Source organism: Lysobacter niastensis, from assembly GCF_015453285.1.
GTDB lineage: Bacteria > Pseudomonadota > Gammaproteobacteria > Xanthomonadales > Xanthomonadaceae > Lysobacter_J > Lysobacter_J niastensis.
On sequence record NZ_JADLZT010000012.1, the window covers coordinates 1 to 20,159 of the forward strand.

At 66.1% G+C, this 20,159-nt stretch carries 17 protein-coding genes; 9 read left to right on the forward strand and 8 right to left on the reverse strand.

Annotated elements, in window-relative coordinates:
• Nucleotides 1-112 precede the first annotated feature (112 nt).
• The gene (locus IU514_RS17630; protein ID WP_194932462.1) at nt 113-970 is read left to right on the forward strand and encodes an outer membrane protein assembly factor BamD; all 858 of its coding nucleotides are present in this window, start codon (nt 113-115) and stop codon (nt 968-970) included.
• An 87-nt stretch (nt 971-1,057) separates the two neighbouring features.
• On the opposite strand, the gene IU514_RS17635 is transcribed toward IU514_RS17630, so the two are convergent.
• From IU514_RS17635 to sucC, 4 genes are all read right to left on the reverse strand, one after another.
• The gene (locus IU514_RS17635) at nt 1,058-2,692 is read right to left on the reverse strand and encodes an NAD+ synthase (protein ID WP_194932463.1); all 1,635 of its coding nucleotides are present in this window, start codon (nt 2,690-2,692) and stop codon (nt 1,058-1,060) included.
• Between the two features lie 3 nt (nt 2,693-2,695).
• A complete protein-coding gene (locus tag IU514_RS17640) occupies nt 2,696-3,088 on the reverse strand; it encodes an endonuclease domain-containing protein (RefSeq protein ID WP_194932464.1) in 393 nt (130 codons plus the stop codon).
• Between the two features lie 310 nt (nt 3,089-3,398).
• Nucleotides 3,399-4,274, reverse strand: a complete 876-nt coding sequence (gene sucD, locus IU514_RS17645; protein ID WP_194932465.1) for a succinate--CoA ligase subunit alpha — start codon at nt 4,272-4,274, stop codon at nt 3,399-3,401.
• An 11-nt stretch (nt 4,275-4,285) separates the two neighbouring features.
• Entirely contained in the window at nt 4,286-5,452 is a 1,167-nt protein-coding gene (sucC, locus tag IU514_RS17650; RefSeq protein ID WP_194932466.1) for an ADP-forming succinate--CoA ligase subunit beta, read from the reverse strand.
• Between the two features lie 218 nt (nt 5,453-5,670).
• Between sucC and IU514_RS17655 the strand changes: the two genes are divergently transcribed.
• The 8 genes from IU514_RS17655 to IU514_RS17690 all read left to right on the forward strand — a co-directional run bounded on the left by IU514_RS17655 (nt 5,671) and on the right by IU514_RS17690 (nt 15,952).
• On the forward strand, nt 5,671-7,299 hold the full coding sequence (locus IU514_RS17655) for a sensor histidine kinase (RefSeq protein ID WP_228760850.1): 1,629 nt from the start codon (nt 5,671-5,673) through the stop codon (nt 7,297-7,299).
• 64 nt (nt 7,300-7,363) lie between these two features.
• Nucleotides 7,364-8,782 (forward strand): sigma-54-dependent transcriptional regulator, encoded by a 1,419-nt coding sequence (locus IU514_RS17660; protein WP_194932467.1) that lies wholly within the window; start codon nt 7,364-7,366, stop codon nt 8,780-8,782.
• A gap of 306 nt (nt 8,783-9,088) precedes the next feature.
• A complete protein-coding gene (locus IU514_RS17665; protein ID WP_194932468.1) occupies nt 9,089-9,517 on the forward strand; it encodes a pilin in 429 nt (142 codons plus the stop codon).
• Nucleotides 9,518-9,638: 121 nt separating this feature from the next.
• Nucleotides 9,639-11,645, forward strand: coding sequence for a tetratricopeptide repeat protein (locus tag IU514_RS17670; RefSeq protein ID WP_194932469.1), 2,007 nt, complete (start codon nt 9,639-9,641; stop codon nt 11,643-11,645).
• Nucleotides 11,642-13,576 carry a YbbN family protein gene (locus IU514_RS17675; protein ID WP_194932470.1) on the forward strand — a complete coding sequence of 645 codons (1,935 nt, stop codon included), beginning with the start codon at nt 11,642-11,644 and terminating at the stop codon, nt 13,574-13,576. The genes IU514_RS17670 and IU514_RS17675 overlap by 4 nt, the downstream gene beginning before the upstream one ends.
• 101 nt (nt 13,577-13,677) lie before the next feature.
• Complete coding sequence (locus IU514_RS17680) at nt 13,678-14,781, forward strand: glycosyltransferase family 4 protein (protein ID WP_228760842.1); 1,104 nt, start codon at nt 13,678-13,680, stop codon at nt 14,779-14,781.
• Complete coding sequence (locus tag IU514_RS17685; RefSeq protein WP_194932472.1) at nt 14,778-14,918, forward strand: hypothetical protein; 141 nt, start codon at nt 14,778-14,780, stop codon at nt 14,916-14,918. The genes IU514_RS17680 and IU514_RS17685 overlap by 4 nt, the downstream gene beginning before the upstream one ends.
• Nucleotides 14,909-15,952 (forward strand): glycosyltransferase family 2 protein, encoded by a 1,044-nt coding sequence (locus IU514_RS17690; protein WP_194932473.1) that lies wholly within the window; start codon nt 14,909-14,911, stop codon nt 15,950-15,952. The genes IU514_RS17685 and IU514_RS17690 overlap by 10 nt, the downstream gene beginning before the upstream one ends.
• On the opposite strand, the gene IU514_RS17695 is transcribed toward IU514_RS17690, so the two are convergent.
• From IU514_RS17695 to IU514_RS17710, 4 genes are read right to left on the reverse strand one after another with little or no spacing between them, the layout of a single operon-like run.
• Entirely contained in the window at nt 15,945-17,060 is a 1,116-nt protein-coding gene (locus IU514_RS17695) for an acyltransferase family protein (RefSeq protein WP_194932474.1), read from the reverse strand. The genes IU514_RS17690 and IU514_RS17695 overlap by 8 nt on opposite strands.
• Entirely contained in the window at nt 17,057-17,725 is a 669-nt protein-coding gene (locus IU514_RS17700) for a class I SAM-dependent methyltransferase (protein ID WP_194932475.1), read from the reverse strand. The genes IU514_RS17695 and IU514_RS17700 overlap by 4 nt, the downstream gene beginning before the upstream one ends.
• A complete protein-coding gene (locus IU514_RS17705; protein WP_194932476.1) occupies nt 17,722-18,870 on the reverse strand; it encodes a glycoside hydrolase family 99-like domain-containing protein in 1,149 nt (382 codons plus the stop codon). Before IU514_RS17705 ends, IU514_RS17700 begins: the two co-directional genes overlap by 4 nt.
• A 14-nt stretch (nt 18,871-18,884) precedes the next feature.
• The gene (locus IU514_RS17710; RefSeq protein ID WP_194932477.1) at nt 18,885-20,150 is read right to left on the reverse strand and encodes a class I SAM-dependent methyltransferase; all 1,266 of its coding nucleotides are present in this window, start codon (nt 20,148-20,150) and stop codon (nt 18,885-18,887) included.
• Nucleotides 20,151-20,159: the final 9 nt, after the last annotated feature.

The window sequence follows — 20,159 nt, forward strand, 5'->3', positions numbered from 1 at the left end:
CGGGGGCCCGCGCGGGGGCGGGGGCCCGCCCGGGGGCGGGGGGGGGGCCGGCCGCCCCACGTCGGGACTGCTATTATCCGGTCTTCGTACCTTCGGCGCCCGTCGACCCGTCATGACCCAACGCTCCGCCTCTTCGCGCCTGCTGATCCAGTTCCTGAGCATCGCCCTCGCCGTGGCCGTCGCCGGCACCGGCTGCAGCAAGTTCACCAAGAAGGACGAAGACGAGGGCGTGCCGGTCGAGGAGCTCTACCAGAAAGCCCACAAGTCGATGACCCACGGCAACTGGTCCGCCGGCGAGGCCACCTTCAAGCGCCTGGTCGCCCAGTACCCGTACGGCCCGTACACCGAGCAGGCCCTGGTCGAGAGCGCCTACGCCCAGTACAAGTCGGGCAAGCAGGACGATGCGATCAGCACGATCGACCGCTTCATCCGCACCTACCCGACGCACAAGAACATCGCGTACATGTACTACCTGCGCGGCCTGTCGAACTCCAACCGCGATACGGTGTTCCTGCAGCAGGTCTGGAGCCTGGACGCCAGCCGCCGCGACCTGGCCACGCCGTTGCAGGCGTTCAACGACTTCTCCATCGTTGCCGACCGCTACCCGAACAGCCGCTACGCCGAAGATGCCCGCAAGCGCATGCGCGGCCTGCGCGACATGTTCGCCCGCCACGAGCTCGATACCGCGCTGTACTACCTGCGCCGCACGGCCTACGTCGCCGCGGCCAGCCGGGCCAAGTTCCTGCTGGAAACCTATCCGCAGAGCCAGTACCAGAACGACGCCGTCGCCACGCTGGCCGCCGCCTACACGGGCCTGGGCAACGAGGCGCTCGCCGCCGATGCCAAGCGCGTGCTGCAGCAGAACCAGCCGGATCACCCGTACCTGACGGGCAAGTGGCCGGACTACCCGAGCAACTGGCGCAAGCTCAACCCGTTCGCGGGCGAGAAGTCGGCGCTGGACAACGACTGATCCAGCCTGTCACCACAAACAAGAACGCCGCCCTGAGGGCGGCGTTTTTGTTTGATCGGTGCGGAATGCGGCCGCGGCCAGCGTCCCTCAACCGCGATACCCGTTGCTGATCGGATAACGCCGCTCGCGCCCGAACGCACGCCGTGACACCTTCGGCCCGGGCGCCGCCTGGTGGCGTTTCCATTCGGAGATGCGCACCAGCCGCAGCACCCTGTCCACGGTCGCGGCATCGAAGCCGGCGGCGACGATCTCGTCGCGCGACTGCTCCTGGTCGACATGACGCAGCAGGATCGCGTCGAGCACGTCGTACGGCGGCAGCGAATCCTGGTCCTTCTGGTTCTCGCGCAATTCGGCCGAGGGCGGCCGGTCGATGACGCCCTGCGGGATGACGCGGTCGCCGACGGTGTTGCGCCAGCGCGCCAGCGCGAACACCTCGGTCTTGTACAGGTCCTTCAGCGGTGCGTACCCGCCGCACATGTCGCCGTAGATCGTGGCGTAGCCGACTGCGTATTCGCTCTTGTTGCCGGTGGTCAGCAGCAGTCCGCCGAACTTGTTGGTCATCGCCATCATCAGCGCGCCCCGCGCGCGCGACTGCAGGTTCTCTTCGGTGGTATCCACCGGGCGATCGGCGAAGTGTTCGGCCAGTGCATCGAGGTAACCCTGGAACGGTTTCTCAATCGGCAGCGTCAGCAGGCGCACGCCCTGCATGCGGCATTGCTCCTCGGCCAGGTCGTTGGAGAGGTCGGCGGTGTAGCGCGATGGCATGCGAACCGCGGTGATGTTCTCGGCGCCCAGCGCATCGACGGCGATCGCCAGCACCAGCGATGAATCGATGCCGCCGGACAACCCCAGCCACGCCTGGGTGAAGCCGTTCTTGCTGAAGTAGTCGCGCGTGCCGCGCACCACCGCGCGCCACGCCAGCGCATCGCGGCTTTCGTCGCCGTCTTCCATCCATTCCAGAGGCGTGAAACGGCGCGTATCCGGATCGAACTCCACGACCAGCCATTGATCGGTGAAGGCCGCGGCCGCCGGATGCACGATGCCGTCGCCATCGGCCACGACCGAGGCTCCGTCGAACACCAGCGCGTCCTGCCCGCCGACGACATTCAGGTAAGCCAGCGCCACGCCGGTTTCCTGCACCCGCTGCGCCAACAGCGAATCGCGCTGCAGGTGCTTGTCGCGCTCGAACGGCGACGCGTTGGGTACCAGCACGATCTCCGCGCCCTTGGCCGCGGTACTGGCCAGCGGTTCGGCGAACCACAGGTCCTCGCAGATGATCAGCCCGACCTGCACGCCGTCGACGTCGAACACGCAGTCCTCGCGATCGGGATCGACGTCGAAGTAGCGGCGCTCGTCGAACACCGCGTAGTTGGGCAACTCCCGCTTGCGGTAGGTGTGCGACACATGGCCATCGCGCAATACGCTGGCGGCGTTGTAGACGATGCTGCCGGCCGCCTCCGGCCAGCCGACCACCGCGACGATGCCTCGTGTCGCAGTGGCTATACGCTGCATCGCCTGCTCGCAATCGGCCAGGAAGCCCGGTCGCAACAGGAGGTCTTCCGGTGGATAGCCACTCAGCGCCAACTCCGGAAACAGCACGACATCGGCACCGTACTCGTCGCGCGCCTGCGCGATCATCTCGGCGATGCGCTCGGCGTTCTGGTGCACGGCGCCGACCGGGAAGTCGAACTGGGCAAGGGCGATGCGAAGGGGGTTGGACATGCTTCAGCCTCTGAGCCCCCTCTCCCGCTTGCGGGAGAGGGCTGGGGTGAGGGCAGCACGCGCGGAGAGTTCGGCAACGATGGCCGCGAGCACCGCATCGGTCTGCGTCAGGACATCATTGTTCCAGAATCTGAGGACGCGGTAGCCCTCGTTCTCAAGACTGGCTGTTCTTGAGGCATCACGGCCCGAGCCTGCGTGCTGGCCGCCATCGAGCTCGATGATCAGGCGCGCCTCGATGCAGGTGAAGTCGGCAATGTACGGACCGACCGGATGCTGGCGCCTGAACTTGCAGCCCATGAATGCGCGATTGCGCAGGTGGAACCACAGGCGGACCTCCGCGTCCGTCATGCGCCTTCTCAGGCTTCTGGCGAAGTTGCGCTTCTGCCCGTTGCGCATCTTGCGCTCCGATACTCGGTGCAAGCGAGCGTCGCCGCCACCTCACGGGCGCGCTATCGGGAAATCCCACAAAGCGCCCTCATCCGGCCCTATCGGGCCACCTTCTCCCGCATGCGGGAGAAGGGTCGACCCAGATGCGCCTCGATTCGAAGCTCACTCATCGCCGGCTTCGAGCCCCTCTCCCGCCTGCGGCGCCCGAAGGGTGTCCAGAGGTGAGAGGGGTTGGGGTGAGGGCCGCTCTTCGCCAGAAACAAAAAAGCCACCCGAAGGTGGCTTTTTTGCATCAGCGCCCGAAGGCGCGATTACGCGATTACTTCGCCAGGCGCTTGGCGATCGCCGCGCCCAGGTCGCCCGGCGACTTCACCGTGGTGACACCGGCCGCTTCCATCGCGGCGAACTTGCCTTCGGCCGTGCCCGAACCGCCCGAAGCGATCGCACCGGCGTGGCCCATGCGCTTGCCCTTCGGGGCCGAGGCGCCGGCGATGAAGCCGACCACCGGCTTGGTGACGTACTGGGAGATGAACTCGGCCGCTTCTTCCTCCGCCGAACCGCCGATCTCGCCGACCATGATGATGCCTTCGGTCTGCGGGTCGTCCTGGAACCACTTCAGCGCGTCGATGAAGTTGGTGCCGTTGATCGGGTCACCGCCGATGCCGATGCAGGTCGACTGGCCGAGGCCGACGTCGGTGGTCTGCTTCACGGCTTCATAGGTCAGCGTGCCCGAGCGCGACACGATGCCGATCTTGCCCGGCATGTGGATGTGCCCCGGCATGATGCCGATCTTGCACTCGCCCGGAGTGATGACGCCCGGGCAGTTCGGACCGACCAGCACGACGTCGTCGTAGCCGTTGAGCACGTTCTTCACGCGCAGCATGTCCAGCACCGGGATGCCCTCGGTGATGCAGACGATGACCTTGATGCCGGCATCGGCCGCTTCGAGGATCGCGTCGGCCGCGAACGGCGGCGGCACGTAGATGACAGAAGCGTCGGCGCCGGTCGCATCGACCGCATCGGCAACGGTGTTGAACACCGGCAGGCCGAGATGGGTGGTGCCGCCCTTGCCCGGGGTCACGCCACCGACGACCTGGGTGCCGTAATCGAGCATCTGCTCGGCGTGGAAGGTGCCCTGCGAGCCGGTGAAGCCCTGCACGATGACCTTGGTGTTCTTGTTGATCAAAACGGACATGTCTTAGAGCCTCACTTGCCGGCGACGGCTGCAACCGCCTTCTTGGCACCGTCATTGATGTCGTCGGCCGGAGTGATGGCCAGACCCGAGTTCTTCAGCAGTTCCTTGCCGGCTTCCACGTTCGTGCCTTCGAGGCGGACGATGACGGGAACCTTGACGTCGACTTCCTTGACCGCGCCGATGATGCCTTCGGCGATCATGTCGCAGCGGACGATGCCGCCGAAGATGTTGACGAAGATCGCTTTCACCTTGTCGCTCGACAGGATCAGCTTGAACGCCTCGGTCACGCGCTCCTTGGTGGCGCCGCCGCCGACGTCGAGGAAGTTGGCCGGCGAACCGCCGTTGAGCGAGATCACGTCCATCGTCGCCATCGCGAGGCCCGCGCCGTTGACCATGCAGCCGATGTTGCCGTCCATCGTGACGTAGTTGAGGTCGTGCTGGCTGGCCTTGACCTCGGTCTCGTCTTCCTGGCGGATGTCGCGCATCGCGGCCAGTTCCGGATGACGGAAGGTCGCGTTGTCGTCGGAGTTGATCTTGCCGTCGAGCACGGCGAGGTCGCCGCTGGTCATGATGGCGAGCGGATTCAGCTCGACCAGCGCCAGGTCCTTCTCGTTGAACAGCTTGTACAGGCCCAGCATGATCTTGGTCAGCTGGCCGACCTGCTTGGCGTTCAGGCCGAGCGCGAAGCCGAGGTTGCGGCATTCGAACGGCTGCAGGCCCTGCACGAAGTTCACGTTGAGCGTCTTGATCGCCTCCGGCTTCTCGTGCGCGACCTGCTCGATGTCCATGCCGCCTTCAGCCGAAGCGATGTACGTGATCGAACGGGTGCTGCGGTCGACGAGCACCGACAGGTACAGCTCCTTGGCGATATCGGTGGCCTGCGTGACCAGCACGCTGTCGACCGGCAGCTCGACGCCGGCGGTCTGGTAGGTCGCCATCTTGGTGCCGAGCATGCCCTTGGCGTAGTCCCGGACCTCGTCGAAGGTCTTGGCGAGCTTCACGCCACCGGCCTTGCCGCGGCCGCCCGCATGGATCTGGGCTTTGACCACCCAGAAGTCGCCGCCGATCGCCTTGGCGGCATCGACCGCCTCTTCGGGAGTGCGCGCTACGCGCCCGGCCGGCACCGCGATGCCGTAATCGGCAAACAGCTGCTTGGCCTGATATTCGTGGAAATTCATGCGTCACCGAGGGGAATGAAAAGAATCCCCGCGGTCAGGACCAGACCGGGCCGAGCGCGAGGGGGCCGTATTGTCGCCGATCGCGGCGGCCCGGGCAAAACCCGGATGTGCCGCTTCGGGCCGGTACCTGGATATCACCCGCTTTGCCGGGGCGGGTGACGGAGCATCGCCGCCCCTATACTCGCCCCCAACACCTGCCGCCGCCGGACGTCCGCTTGCTGAGCCGCTTCGCCGCACGACACGACTTCATCGACGACACCGAGGCCGACCAGGCCCTGCGGCGCGAGCTTTACTTCTTCACGCTGTACCGCCTGCTCGAGGCGGCGCTGCTGGCGCTGCTGGTCTTCGGCCCGGTCGACGGCCTGATCGAGGCTCCGCGCCACCCTGCGCTGGGCAAGATGGTCGCGTCGCTCTATCTGGTGGTGGCGGGCGTTTTGTTCATCACGGGCCGGCGCGGCGACCTTCGCGTCCAGGCGCTGGTCGGCGTCGCCTGCGACATCGCCTTCGGCATGCTGGCCATGCACGCGCTGCCCGCGGTCGGCACCGGCATCGCGCTGATGCTGCTGTTCAACGTCGCTTCTGCGGCGCTGCTGCTGCCGCTGTCCCTCGGCCTGGGCGCGGCGATCACGGCCGCGATGGCGGTGGTCGGCGAGTTCGCCTGGACCGACCTGGCCGGGGAGCCGGCCGGGCGCACGGCGGCCGAACCGGTGATGTTCACGCTCGGCTTCGTCGCCATCGCCCTGCTCACCAACTTCGTCGGCCGGCAGATGCGCGCCAGCCACGACCTCGCCGAAAAGCGCGGCCAGGAGGCCGCGGGCCTGGCCGAAGTGAGCGAGCTGATCATCCGGCGCATGCGCACCGGCGTGCTGCTGGTCGACGGCGACAACCGCCTGCGCCTGGCCAACGAGGCGGCGATGCTGCTGCTCGGCGACGCCGGCGACGCGCCCATCGACGGCCATCGCAACATCCTGCTCGCGGCCCCGGAGCTCGCGCGGCGCCTCGCCAAGTGGCGCGCCGAAGGCCTGCCCGACGAGACCCCGTTGCAGCTCGTGCCGGACATGCCCGAGGTGGTGCCGCGCTTCACCCGGATGAGCGCCGGCAGCGACCAGACCCTGATCTTCCTCGACGACACCTCGCTGGTGTCCCGCCGCGCCGAGTCGATGACGCTGGCGACACTGGGGCGCTTTTCCGCCAGCCTCGCCCATGAGATCCGCAACCCGCTGGCCGCGATCAACTACGCGGTCCAGTTGCTGGAGGAGTCGCACGACCTGCCGACGGCCGACCGCCGCCTGCTCGAGATCATCCGCCAGCAGGGCGTGCGCATGAACGGCATCGTCGAGAACGTGCTCGGCCTCGCCCGCCGCGAACCGGCGCAGCCCGAACACGTGGAACTGATCGGCTTCGCCCACCAGTTCATCGACGAGTACGTCGCCGGTCACCCGCTCGAGCACGACAGCCTGCGCGCGAGCGGTACGCTGCCGCGCGTGTCCGCGCTGGCGGATCCGCGCCAGCTGCACCAGGTACTGACCGCACTCGTCCACAACGCGCTGACGTACGGGCGCATGCCGGGCCAGCCCGCGAAGGTCACGCTGCATGTCAGCGTCGACATCGGCAATGCGCCGGTGATCGAGGTGATGGACCGTGGTCCGGGTATCCCCGAGTCGGTCGCGACGCAGTTGTTCAGACCGTTCTTCACCACATCCGGGCACGGCACCGGCCTGGGCCTGTACATCGCCCGCGAGCTCTGTCGCGCCAACCAGTCCACGCTGGATTACGTCCCGCTGCCCGGCGGCGGCGGTTGTTTCCGCATCCGCCTTCCCGGTGTGAATGCACTGTTGACTGCCTGAACAGGGGCGTGCGCGCTTGGCCGCAACCACCCCCTTCGGATATTGTGACAGCGGGGAGGACGGGATGGCCGAAAATCGTAGTGCACTGGTGGTCGACGACGAGCGCGATATTCGCGAACTGCTCGTCATGGCGTTGGGCCGGATGGGCCTGCGTTGCGACACCGCTTCCACACTTTCCGAAGCGCGCAGCCAGCTGCAGCGCAATACCTATGAGCTTTGCCTGACCGACATGCGCCTGCCGGACGGCTCGGGCATCGAGCTGGTCGGCGAGATCAGCGTGCGTCACCCCAACACTCCGGTGGCGATGATCACGGCGTTCGGCAATGTCGAAGCCGCGGTCGAGGCACTGAAGGCCGGTGCGTTCGATTTCGTCGCCAAGCCGGTCGACCTGGTCGTGCTGCGCGACCTGGTCCGTCACGCGCTTGAGCTGCACGAAGGGCGCCGCACCAACGGCACCGATTCGGTCGCCACCCGCCTCTACGGCGAGTCGCCGGCCATGGCGACCCTGCGCGGGACCATCGCCAAGGTCGCGCGCAGCCAGGCCCCGGTCTACATCGGCGGCGAGTCCGGCGTCGGCAAGGAGCTGGTCGCCCGCACCATCCATTCCGAAAGCGGCCGCGCCAACGGGCCGTTCGTGCCGGTCAACTGCGGCGCGATCCCGGCCGAGCTGATGGAAAGCGAGTTCTTCGGCCACAAGAAGGGCAGCTTCACCGGCGCCCACGCCGACAAGCCAGGCCTGTTCCAGACGGCCGACGGCGGCACCCTGTTCCTGGACGAGATCGCCGAACTGCCGCTGGCCATGCAGGTCAAGCTGCTGCGCGCGATCCAGGAGAAGTCGGTGCGCCCGGTCGGCGCCAACGCCGAGGTCAACGTCGACGTCCGCATCCTGTCGGCGACCCACAAGGACCTGTCCGCGCTGGTGGCCGACGGCCGCTTCCGCCAGGACCTGTACTACCGCATCAACGTGATCGAGCTGGGCGTGCCGCCGCTGCGCGAGCGCCTGGAGGACCTGTCCGGCCTGTCGGCCAAGATCCTCGCCCGCCTGGCCGCCCATCAGGGGCGCCCGGTGCCCACCCTCGAGCCCGACGCACTGGTCGCCCTGCGCGAGTACCCGTTCCCCGGCAACGTCCGCGAGCTTGAGAACATCCTCGAGCGTGCCCTCGCCCTGTCCGACGGCGACCGCCTGGCCGCGTCCGATCTGCGCCTGCCGACGCGCGCGCACCCGACGACCGTCGCCGCGACCGCCGGTCCCGGGCCCCTCGCCCAGTCCGCGCCGGCCGTGGTCAGCGGCATCGACCCTCGCACCCTCAGCCCGCGCGACACGGCCAGCAGCCCGCTCCCCTCGTATATAGAGGAGATCGAGCGCACGGCGATCCAGCAGGCCCTGCAGGAAAACCGCTACAACAAGACCCGCACCGCCGCCGCCCTGGGCATCACCTTCCGGGCGCTGCGATACAAGCTGAAGAAGCTCGGGATCGACTGACCGCTCGACCGCTCAAGCCCGCCCCACCTGGGACGGGCCCAGGGTACGGGCCAGCCCTGATTTTGTGACATTTTGGGTCAACCCCAGCTCACCGGGGTGACCAAAAACGTCAGGCCCAAGCGCTTCGCCAACCGTCCAATCGTGATCATTTGTCCAGATTTGAACATTCGATCCCGCCGAAACACCATTGGCATGCGTTATGCGTAAGCTCTACGTGCACGTGCAGTCAGCACGGCGAAGCCGACGGACCGGGGAAGCCGGCCCTGCAGGCACGTGAAGTTCCAAACCACTCCTAGGGGAAATGCAATGAAGAAGAACATGCAAGGCTTCACCCTGATCGAACTGATGATCGTCATCGCGATCCTGGGCATCCTGATGGCCATCGCCATCCCGGCCTACCAGGACTACGCTGTGCGCTCCAAGGTCTCGGAAGGCATCAACCTCGCCGGCGCCTCCAAGCTCGCCGTTGCCGAAACCTTCTCCGCTACCGGTGTATTCCCGGCAACTCAGGGCAGCTACGGCCTGCCGGCGGCGAACACCATCACCGGCAAGTACGTGACTTCCGTCGGTAGCTCCTCTGGCGTGGTTACCATCACCTATAGCGGCGCCGAACCGAAGATCAGTGGCAACACCCTGATCCTGTCGGCTTCGACCACCGCCGGCTCGGTGCGTTGGAAGTGCAAGAAGGGTACTGGCATCCAGGACAAGTACCTGCCGTCCGAGTGCCGCAACTGATCCTGCCTGATTGCCAGGATGGAACCGGGAAGGGCTGCGTAAGCGGCCCTTCTTTTTTGCTGATGTCATCAGCCCATTTCCTTACGGGCATACCATCCCGGCGCTCTGCTCGCCCGCCTTCATGACATCCCCATTCGTTCGCCCCTCGCGTCTGCAGTTGCTGGTTGTCGGTTTCGTGTTGCCCCTGCTGGTCGCCTGGGCCTACTGGCCGGGCCTGGCCGGACCGTTCCTGTTCGATGATTTCGGCAACCTGGACGTGCTGGGCGCCTACGGCCGCATCCACGACTGGCCGACCTTTCTTTACTACCTGACCTCCGGCAAGGCCGACCCCACCGGCCGTCCGGTCGCCCTGCTCAGTTTCCTGCTGGACGGCCGCGACTGGCCGGCCGACCCTTGGCCATTCAAACGCACCAACCTGCTGTTGCACCTGCTCAACGGCATCCTGCTGGCCTGGGCCATCGCCCGCCTGCAGGCCGGAATGCTGCGCCGCTATCCGACCCTCAATGCATCGCCGTGGATTCCGCTGCTGGCCGCCGCACTGTGGACCGCGCATCCGTTCTTCGTCTCCACCACGCTGTACGTCGTACAGCGCGAAGCGATGCTGCCAATGACCTTCACCCTGCTGGCGCTGCTGGCCTGGGACCGCGCCGTGCTGGCGTTCGCTGCCCGCCACACCGCGCGCGGATGGTGTTGGACGACACTCGGCGTGGGCACGGCCACCCTGCTGGCCGGACTGTCCAAGGCCAATGGTTTCCTTGCACCCACCTTGGCGGGGCTTGCCTACCTGTTATGCCTGCGGCCGTCGCAGGATTCGATCGTCGGCCGACGGCAGGCCGACCTCGCCGCGTGGCTGTGCCTGGGCTTGCCCACCTTGGCAATCCTTGGCTACCTGGCGCACACGGCTTGGCAGCTGTGGCCATTGCCGGTATTGCACAACCGCGACTGGACCTTGTCGGAACGCCTGCTCAGCGAACCGCGCGCGCTGTGGTCCTACCTGGGCCAGTGGCTGCTGCCGCGTGCTGGCGGCGGCGGCGTCTACGTCGAAGGCTTCGCGCCTTCGCGCGGCTGGCTGGAACCATGGACCACGCTGCCGGCGATGCTGGGCCTGCTGGCCTGCGGCACCGGCGCCGTCATGCTGCGTCGCCGCTTCCCGATCCTTAGCTTGGCTGTGCTTTTTTTTCTCACTTCACACTTGCTGGAAAGCACGACGATCCCGCTGGAACTGTACTTCGAACATCGCAACTACCTGCCCATGGCCCTGTTCGGCTGGCCATTGGCGCACTTCCTGATGGGCCCCGGCCCTCATCCACGCTATCGCGCCGCCGCGGCAAGCCTGCTGCTGGCCGCACTGCTGCTGCTGACCCATGCCCGCGCCACCACCTGGGGTAACCCGACCCTGCTGGGCCTGGTTTCCAGCAACTACGAACACGATTCCGCCCGCGCCCAGGTCAGTGCGGCCACGCAGGAACTGCAGATCGGCCGCACGCAAGCCGCCCTGGAACGGCTGCACCGGGCCCAGCGTTCCGCGCCGGACGACATCGACGTGGCGATCAGCGCCGTCGGCCTGGAATGCCAGGCCACGGGCCGACTGCACGACGTCACGCTGCAACGCGCGCTGCGCACGCTGACCGTTGCACAGCGATGGAATTACGGCCTGTTCCAATGGCTCCAGGATGCTGCCCGCAATCCGGACGCACTCAACTGTACCGGCCTGGGCCTGGCCGGGCTGGAACGGCTGGTGACAGCAGCGGAGTCGAACCCGCAGAGCACAGCAACCGTGCGCAAGCGTGGTTTCTTGCATGTACGCGGCCAGATCTCCTTGGCCCGTAACGATCCCGACCAGGCATTGCGCTGGTTCAACGCCGCCTTGGCGCTTGAACCGGACGCCGACTATGCACTCGTACAGGCCGCAGCGCTGGGCAGTGCGGGGGCACCCCACCTGGGCGTGGCGCACCTGGACGAATTCCGCCGTCAGGAATGGCAGCAGTCCCAAACTCGCATCCGGGACATAAACGGCCTGCATCGCTGGTTGTTGCGCCATTATCGCTACTACGAAAACGAATTGACCCGACTGCACCAGCAACTCGAAGCTGATGCGAATCGGCCCCGACCGATGAAGTCGTCGTGAGTCGGCTATCCCGCCCGGATCGTTTCTCTCTCCTGGCCTTGCTGGGCCTGCTTGCCCTGGTCGCAGCCGTGTATGCCACCGGCCTCGGCGGGGGATTCGTGTTCGACGACTATCCGAACATCGTCCACAACACGCGGTTGCAAGTTCATTGGGACAGCGGCTGGCGCGCCTGGCTGGCGGCCGCTTTCTCGTCCAACTCATCCATCCTGCAGCGCCCATTGGCGTCGCTCAGCTTCGCCCTCAACATCGCCGCAGCCGGGCTGGACCCGGGCTGGATGAAGCTCACCAACATCGCGATCCACATGCTGAACACCTGCCTGGTGTTCGGCCTCGCCCGACGTCTGCTTGCGGTCATCGACAAGCCGGATGCGAGCCGCCACGACCGCATCGCCCTGTGGGTCGCGGCGATCTGGGCGTTGAATCCGATCAACCTCACTGCTGTGCTGTTCGTAGTGCAGCGCATGGAAAGCCTGAGCCACACGTTCGTGTTCCTCGGCCTGTGCCTGTACCTGGATGGTCGCCAGCAACTCATTGCACAGGGCAAAGGCTGGACTCGACTGCTTGCGGGATTGATCGGCTGCACCATCGTCGGCCTGACCGCCAAGGAGTCAGCGCTGCTGCTGCCTCTGTACGCACTCTGCATCGAATGGGCATTGCTACGTTTCCGTGGCCTCAATGGCCAACGCGATTGGCGCCTGTGGGCCGCATACATGCTGGTCCTGGTGTTGCCGGGACTGTTCGGCTTGGCCTGGCTGTTGCCCAGCCTGCCCGTGGATGAGCACTTTCCCGGCAGGGATTTCGGCCTGATCGAGCGCCTGATGACCGAGGCGCGTGTCTTGATGAGTTATCTGCGCTGGACCCTGTTGCCTGACCTTGGCCAGCTCAGCCTCTATCACGACGACTACCTGGTATCGCGCGGATTGTTGGCACCCGCCTCCACCCTGCTCTCACTCCTGATCATCGCGGCCTTGCTCGTCGCCGCCGTACTGCTGCGGCGTCGCTGGCCATTAGCGGCACTGGGCATCGTCTGGTTTTTCTGTGCCCACCTGCTCACCGCCACGGTGGTTCCGCTTGAGTTGGTGTATGAGCACCGGAATTACTTCTCCTCGTTTGCCCTGTTCCTTGTGCTGGGTGTTCCGCTGCAATTTGCGACAGGCCGGATTGGTCAGCGCAATGGAGCCTGGGCGATTGCCCTTCTATTGGTCGTGCTGTACGGAAGCCTTGCTACGCTGCGCGCGCGCGAGTGGAGCAACCCTCTACTCCATTCGATGACCGAAGCGGCAAGGCATCCGGCTTCGCCACGGGCAACCTACGGCCTGGCCTGGGATCTGGTCGTATTGAGCGACTACAGTCCAGAGTCGCCCTACCTGAAGCCTGCGCTGGCAGCACTCGAACGGGCCATGCAAGTCGATGGCGCCACACCATTGCCAGCGGCTACTGCCATCATTGCAGCCAGCCGTAGCGGCTTGCCGGCGAACCCGCACTGGTGGGACAACCTGCAAGATCGCCTACGCGACACCCCGCCCGGGCCGCAACCACGCAGCGCTCTCGCTTCTCTGGTCAATTGCAGCCTGCAGCACCACTGCAACTTGCCGGCTCCAGAAATGCGCGCCATGTTTGCGGCTGCACTCAGCCATGGCCGCGACCCCGAGGTCCTTAGCATCCAAGGCAACTACGCGTTGAACACTCTGGGCGATCCTTCGCTGGCAGCCCAACTATGGGAAGAGGCCGCTCGTCTTGCGCCAAATGTCGCCGAGTACCAGATCACGCTAGCCAGGCTCTATTTCGCAAGCGGGCAACCCGAACGGGCCCATGCCAGCATCGAAGAACTACGACGCATGGGCAAACTAGGACAAAACGAACTGTTGGCACGCGAACTCGAGCAACTTGGCGAACAAGCTGCTGCCTTTCCACAGCCCAACAGGCACTAGCAGGTTCGTTCATGTTCCTGCCGCTTGCCCGCGAGAACGATCGCAGTTTCCGACCAGGCCCTCAGTCCGTCACACGTGAATAATCGAAAATGGACCTGTTATTGACCGCGACCTCGTATCCCGCGTCCGAACAGGATTGGAAGGGCCTGTTCATCAGGAGCATGGTCCAGTCACTGGCACGGCGCGACGATGTCAACCTGTCATTCTGGGGGCCGCCCGGACCGCTTCCGCCTCCTGTACAGCGCGCTACAAGCGCTGGCGATGACGCATGGACCAAATCCCTGATGGAGCGCGGCGGCATCGCGCATCAGCTGCGCCACCAACGCGCACAAGGACTCGCTTCGGCAGCTTCATTGCTTTGGCGTCAACATCGCGCGTTTCATCGCAGCAGCGCGGGCATCTACCATGTGAACTGGCTGCAGAACGCTCTGGCGCTTCCACGCAATCCGCGCCCCGCGCTGGTCACTGTCCTTGGCACGGACATGCAGATGCTGCGCTTGCCGGGCATGCGCATGCTGTTACGCCATGCGTTCCGCGGCCGTCCTGTTGCAATCTGCCCAAACGCCGACTGGATGCTATCCGAACTCGACGCGGCTTTCGGTGACCTGGCCACTGTGCGCTTCGTGCCCTTCGGCATCGACCCGCGCTGGTATGCGCTGGAGCGCCGCTTCGAAACGAACGCGACGCCGAAGTGGTTGTGCGTCTCCCGTCTGACCGCGAACAAGATCGGCCCGCTGTTCGACTGGACCGAGCCGGTATTCGCGAACGGGCGCGCGGAACTGCATCTGTTCGGCCCGATGCAGGAACAGATCGCGCTTCCATCTTGGGCGCACTGGCACGGGCCGGCCCCTCCCGAGGTCCTGAGCGAGTCGTGGTTCCCGCAAGCGCATGGTCTGATCACGCTCAGCCAGCATGCCGAAGGCCGACCGCAGGTCATGCTGGAAGCGCTCGCGTCAGGGTTGCCGATCATCGCCTCGCGCCTCCCGGCGCACGACGACCTGCTCACCGGCGGTGACGGTGGCGTGCTGTGCGATTCGCCCGAAGCGGTGCAGGCCGCGCTTCACGCGCTCGCCGATCCCACCGTCAATCGTGCACTGGGCCAGCGCGGCCGCGCGCGCATACAGGCCGACATAGGCACCTGGGACGATTGCGCCGAGCGTTACGTGTCGCTCTATCGCCACCTGCAGGATCAAGCGCACCGATGAGCGATACGTTTTTTCTCCTCGGTGCGAGCGGCTTCGATATCCGCAGCATCACCGCCGACACCACCGCGGGGCGAGTGACCTTCGGCTGGTCGCCCATGGCCCTGGACGACGAAGGCCTACACCGCACATGGCAGTGATTTTCCATCCAGGCCTGAACCCACTGGCGCGCCCGCGCGTCTCGGTCTGCATCGCCAACTACGACGGCGAGGCACTGCTACCGACGTGCCTGGATTCGGTGCTCGCGCAGCAGACGCACGCGGCGATAGAGATCCTCGTGCACGACGACGCCTCGCACGACGGCTCGCTCGCACTGCTGCAGGCGCGCTACCCGCAGGTACACGTACTGGCCTCGACCGAGAACGTCGGCTTCTGCGTCGGCAACAATCGCATTGTCGCGCGCGCACGCGGCGACTACGTGCTATTGCTGAACAACGACGCGGCACTAGCGCCTGATGCGATCGGCCGCCTGCTCGAAATGGCGGAACTGACGGGCAGGCCCGCGATCCTCACCTTGCCGCAGCTCGATTGGGAGACGAATGCATTGGTGGATCGCGGCTGCCTGCTCGATCCATTCTTCAATCCGATCCCGAACGTCGATCCCACGCGCGACGACGTCGCCTACGTCATCGGCGCATGCCTGTGGTGTCCGCGCGAGGCCTGGCATGCGCTCGGTGGGTTCCCGGAGTGGATGGAATCGATCGGCGAGGATCTGTACCTGTGCAACCTCGCGCGCCTGCGCGGCATGCCCGTGCGCGCCTTGCGCGAGAGCCACTACCGCCACCGCCAGGGCGCGACCTTCGGAGGCAATCGCGCCGACGGCGGCCTGCGCACGTCGATCCGTCGCCGCCGCCTGAGCGAACGGAACAAGACGCGTGCGTTGATGGTGCTCGCGCCGGGCGTCAGCATGTGGCCGTTGCTCGCCGCGCACCTCGCCGCGCTCGCGTGCGAAGGGATCGCGCTGTCACTGTTGCGTCGCGACGCGACCCTGTTGCGCGAGGTCTACCTGCCCGCACTCGCCACGCCCTTCCGCGAATGCGCGGTGCTGCGCGTGCGCAGGCGCGAAGCGCAGGAATCCCGCACGGTGTCGACAAGGAAGTGGTTCTCCGCGGTGCGCTGGCAGTTGCGCAAGCTGGCGATGTTGCGGCGCTACGGCGTGCCGACGGTCACCTGAGCTGCCGGCGGCGATTGAACCAGCCGCCCAGTTGGATGCCCGGCAGCTCCACCAATCGGTAGGACGCCTCGCACAGCACCAGCAGCACCGCCAGCAGTACCGCCGCGCAGGCCATCCACGCCCCGAATGCGCCGATGCTGCCAACCAACAACTCGTACATGCCCTGGAGGCGCGGGCGCATCAGCCAGATCACCAGAGGATGCAGCAGGTAGATACTGTAGCTGCGTTCGCCGAGGTAATGCATCGCAGGATTGCCGCGGCGCGAGGTCGCGACGCCGCGCCAGACGCACAGCACCGCGAAGGCGAGCCCCCATAGGATCGTCACCAGCCCCGCGCCGCGCCGCAACGCGTGGTCTTCCGGCAAAGCGAGCAGCGCGGCGATCGCGAGCAGCGAGACTACGGGCGCAACGCGCCGGATTGATCGGCTTCCCTGCGAATCGGACAACGCGACGCGGTATGCCAGAATCCCGTACGCGAAGAAACATAGATTGCTGGGTAGCATGAAGTTCGCCCAGTCGCCATGCTCGCGGAACAAGAGGATACGGCCCGCGCAGGTCGCGACGGTCGCCATGATCGACAACACGATGGCCGCGCGCATCGAGCGCACGGTGAGCAGCAGGACCGGGAACATCGCGTAGAACAGCATTTCCACCCCCACGGTCCAACCGGCCGGCACCAAGCCGTCCTGCGGCGAGAACGCCGTGGAGAACGCCAGGTTCAACACCACGCGCCACGGATCGACCGCGTTCCCGCCCGCGAGTTGGAAGCCGACGATGAGGAAGAGGATCAGGTAGAACAGCGGCGCGATGCGCCAGAAACGCTTGGTGAAGAACGTGGCGCCCCATTGCGGACGACCAAGGTGGCGTTCGGTCGAATGCAGCAGCGCGAACGCGCTCAGCACGAAGAACAGGTAGACACCCTTCGCGAAGTCCGAGGCCACGAAGCGCAAGGCGTCGGGCAACACGATCGAGGTCAGTTGCGTGAAGTGGAACAGCACGACGGCCATCGCCGCCAAGCCTCGCAGTCCGTGGATTCCGGGGATGAGGCGATCGGCCGGGACCGTGGCCGAGATCGCGGGTGCGGCGACCTGTTCCTCTACGACGCTCATCCGGTTGCGTTCCCTTGCAAGGGGACGGCTTCGAGCACGATCTGGATCGCGAACAGGCTCGGCCAGGTGCGTCCCAGCCAGCGCAGCGGTTCGCGTATCAGCGCAGGGTACCTGTGCAGGCCGACATAACCGTCGATGCGCACGACGCGCAGGCCCGCGCCTTCGGCCAGCGCGACCATCGCGTCCTTCGTGAAGAAGCGCAGGTGCGTGCGGTCGAGGATGCCGTAGTCCTTGTAGTCCCAGCGACCCAGCAGGTGCGTGAGCCGGTTCGCGGCGAACGCGATGTTGGGCAGCGAGAGGAGCGCGCGGCCACCGGGCTTCAGTCGTGGAACGAGGTCGCCGAGCACGCGCTCGGGATGCACGAGGTGTTCGAGCACGTCGCCGAACAGGAGGAAGTCGTAGCTGCGCCCGTCGGCCGGCGGCACGCCGCGGTCAAGGTCCGCAACGTCCACGCGCCGATAGCCCGCGGCGCGCGCGTGTTCGGCCTGCACCGCATCGCGCTCGATGCCGTCGACGATCGCCTGGCTTTCCTGCACCAGCATGCGGCCGAGCGTGCCGTTCCAGCATCCGACATCCAGCACTTCGGCGCGTCCCGGATGCGCGCGCACGGCACGCACGAACACCGGGTTCGCGTGCGCATACACGTCGACGCCCGCGGTCGTCACGGCGTCACCTCGCGCAGAGCGAGCGCGTCGGCATTGGCATCTAGGAAGGCGTGGCCGTGCACCTGGTCGGGTTCGAGGTGGCAGCCCTCGGCCCATTCGTTCCACGCGTTAATGAAGACCAGCCGTTGGTCCGGTCCGCGCGGCGCGACGCGCGCAACCGCATCGTCGAGCCAGCGCTTGTACTGTCCGGCGTCGTGGTTCTCAATGATGGTCGCCGACGTTCGCCGCACCGTGTTGTCCCAGCTAGGGAACACAACCGGGTACGTGGCGTCGTCCAGCGGGGGCCGCGCGAGCGAACGATCGACGTAGGCGGCGTAGTCGACGATGGTGTTGAGGTTGCGTTCGCCGAGCCAGCGGCTGTTGCGCAGCGCGTCGTACCACGTCGTCGGCAGCAGGCGCTGCAGCAGCGAGATGGCGTGTCCCGTGGCGTTCTTCGTCGCGGGAAAATGCTTGCGGTTAGGCTCGAACTCGACGACGCCGTCGAAGCCGAGCGCGCGCAGGCCCGCGCTGTCCAGCTTCGAGAATCCCGTGCGCACGCCGCAGAACCAGGGCGCGACGCCCAGCGTTGCGGCGCAGTGGCGTCGCCATGTGTCGAGCATGCGTGACACGTCGGGAATGTCTTCGGGCAGGTACACAAGGAACAGCGGCTGGCCATCGACTGTCAGGTAACGCGGATCGGCGAACACCTCGCACAACCACGCGATGTGCCTAGCGTGATCATCCTCGTCGTAGCCCTGGCTGATCAGCACGTCGTGCTCGCGGCCGCTCCAGGCGCGCGACCAGGTCTGGTTCGCCCAGCACAGGCAGAACGGGAAGTCGGGCTCTCCAGAGGCGAGCACTTCATCCAGCGGCCGGTTCAACAGACGCTTGCCCTCGAACCAGTAGTGGTAATAGCAGAATGCCTCGATCCCGGCGGCACGCGCGAGATCCGCTTGTTGTTGCCGCGTTTCCGGCACGCGCAGGTCGTAGAAGCCCAAATCCGCAGGCAGGTGCGGCTGGCCGTGTCCTTCGAAGCGCGGCTTGCCGGAGACAACATTGGTCCATTCCGTGAAGCCCTTGCCCCACCAGGCGTCGTTCTCCGGAATCGGATGGAACTGCGGAAGGTAGAACGCGATCGCGCGAGCGCGAGGCGCGTCGCCGGACATGGAAGCGTGCAGTGTCAAGCGGGCACGCCCCCGGCGTACACAACCTGCAGCGTGGGCAACGGGAACACCAGCGCACGCCCCGCGTAAGCGGGATTGGCGAGGAAGTGGCGGCGGAAATGCCACGGCAGCACGAGGTGGTACTCATGCCCGTGGGCAAGCACGTCGGCTTCGGCGCAGATCGGAAGGAACGTGCCTGGCGTCATTGCGCCGAACTTGTCGGGATTCACCTCGCCGACCTCAATGATGTCGTCCTGCGTGATGCCGCAGTACTGCAGCAGCACGTTGCCCTTGGTCGACGCACCGAGCGCGGCGATGGTCTTGCCTTGGGCTTTCGCCTGCTGAATGAAGGCTCGCAGGCCGTCGCGCGATTCGGCGGTGCTACGCGCGAAGTCTTCGAACGGCGCAAGCGTCTCGAGCCCGCGCGCCGCTTCGTCCTTGAGGATGCGCGCGACCTCAGGGCTCTCCTGCATGCCCGACGACGACTTGGCCGCCGTCACCGAGAAGCTTCCGCCGTTCACGTCGTTGAACTCGACATCGACGATGGTGAAGCCGGCACGGTCTGCCATCCACTTTACCTGCTTAAGCGCGTAGTACTCCAGGTGCTCATGGCACACGGTGTCGTAGGACAGCGCATCCAGCATCGCTGGCATGTAACTCTGCTCGAACACCCACACGCCGTCGTCGGCCAGCACGTCATGGACGTCCTGCATGAAGGCCATCGGCGACTCGAGGTCGTAGAACATCGAGAACGAGGTCAACACGCGCACGCGCTTGCCAGGACGCACCGTGCGCAGCGTATCGGCGGTGAAGAAATCGGCGCAAAGATCGACGTGCGGCTTGTAGTACTGGCGAAACTTGGCGCCCGTGGGATCGATGCCGAGCAGGTCCGCGCCGATACCATCCGGATAGGCGCCGAGCGTCGTGCCATCATTCGCGCCGACGTCGACGACGAGGTCCCCTTCGCGCAGCGCCAACAGGCCGAGCACTCGCGCGACTTTAGCGTGGAGGTGGCGCACCATGCTCGCGTTGAGCCCGGAGCGATAGCCGTAATTGTCGCCGTACATCTCCCCGAGGTCGTAGGAATGTGCGAGCTGCAGCAGCCCGCACGCCTCATCGCCCACGCACTTCACCAGGCGCAGCGGACCGGTAGTCACCTGCGCATCCCGCGTGCGCGGGAAGACGCCCGTCAGCATCTGATCGCCGAGGTCGAGGACCTGCACGAGGTGCGGATTGCTGCAGATGCGGCAGCGGTCGATGGGCGTGTACGAATGTCGGGCCATGGAATCTCG

Coding starts and splice junctions, on each gene's coding strand:
- IU514_RS17710 (WP_194932477.1), bottom strand. CDS start 20,150: ATGGCCCGACATTCGTACACGCCCATCGACCGCTGCCGCATCTGCAGC.
- IU514_RS17660 (WP_194932467.1), top strand. CDS start 7,364: ATGGCCGAAAATCGTAGTGCACTGGTGGTCGACGACGAGCGCGATATT.
- IU514_RS17705 (WP_194932476.1), bottom strand. CDS start 18,870: ATGTCCGGCGACGCGCCTCGCGCTCGCGCGATCGCGTTCTACCTTCCG.
- IU514_RS17670 (WP_194932469.1), top strand. CDS start 9,639: ATGACATCCCCATTCGTTCGCCCCTCGCGTCTGCAGTTGCTGGTTGTC.
- sucD (WP_194932465.1), bottom strand. CDS start 4,274: ATGTCCGTTTTGATCAACAAGAACACCAAGGTCATCGTGCAGGGCTTC.
- IU514_RS17630 (WP_194932462.1), top strand. CDS start 113: ATGACCCAACGCTCCGCCTCTTCGCGCCTGCTGATCCAGTTCCTGAGC.
- IU514_RS17635 (WP_194932463.1), bottom strand. CDS start 2,692: ATGTCCAACCCCCTTCGCATCGCCCTTGCCCAGTTCGACTTCCCGGTC.
- IU514_RS17685 (WP_194932472.1), top strand. CDS start 14,778: ATGAGCGATACGTTTTTTCTCCTCGGTGCGAGCGGCTTCGATATCCGC.
- IU514_RS17690 (WP_194932473.1), top strand. CDS start 14,909: ATGGCAGTGATTTTCCATCCAGGCCTGAACCCACTGGCGCGCCCGCGC.
- sucC (WP_194932466.1), bottom strand. CDS start 5,452: ATGAATTTCCACGAATATCAGGCCAAGCAGCTGTTTGCCGATTACGGC.
- IU514_RS17640 (WP_194932464.1), bottom strand. CDS start 3,088: ATGCGCAACGGGCAGAAGCGCAACTTCGCCAGAAGCCTGAGAAGGCGC.
- IU514_RS17695 (WP_194932474.1), bottom strand. CDS start 17,060: ATGAGCGTCGTAGAGGAACAGGTCGCCGCACCCGCGATCTCGGCCACG.
- IU514_RS17665 (WP_194932468.1), top strand. CDS start 9,089: ATGAAGAAGAACATGCAAGGCTTCACCCTGATCGAACTGATGATCGTC.